This window comes from Mitsuaria sp. WAJ17, from assembly GCF_014174515.1.
GTDB lineage: Bacteria > Pseudomonadota > Gammaproteobacteria > Burkholderiales > Burkholderiaceae_C > Roseateles_B.
In genome coordinates, this window is record NZ_JACJUG010000115.1 from 1 (window position 1) to 463 (window position 463).

Here is a 463-nt window from a genome sequence, read left to right on the forward strand (position 1 = left end):
TGCCGGGCCTGAGCACCGCTGATGTTGTCGCACTGAGTTCCGCCCAGATCGCGGCGCTGACCTCGGCCCAGATCGTCGATTTCTCGACCGCACAGATCGCGGCGATCGAGACCGCCGATCTGAAGTCGCTCAGCACCTCGGCGCTGCGTGCGCTCAGCAGCGACCAGCTCGATGCGCTGACCAATGGCCAGTTGCAAGCGCTGAGCACCGCCCAGGTGTCTGCACTGACGACCGCCCAGGTCCAAGGCCTGAACACCGGTGACCTGAACGCCTTCACCAGCGACCAGTTCGCCAAGTTCACCTCGGCCCAGGTCGCGGCGATGACCAGCGACCAGATCAGCCATCTGACCACGGAAGACCTCAACGCCCTGGGCACCGCCCAGTTCACGGCGCTGAACTCCGAGCAAGTGGCGGCACTGACCTCGGTGCAGCTGCCCAAGCTGGAGTCTGCCGACCTGCGGGC

The 463-nt window shown here is 65.9% G+C and carries 1 pseudogene; it reads left to right on the plus strand.

Annotation, left to right across the window (positions count from 1 at the left end):
- Positions 1–463 (plus strand): annotated as a pseudogene (locus H5407_RS23620) (heme utilization protein); the annotation flags it as partial.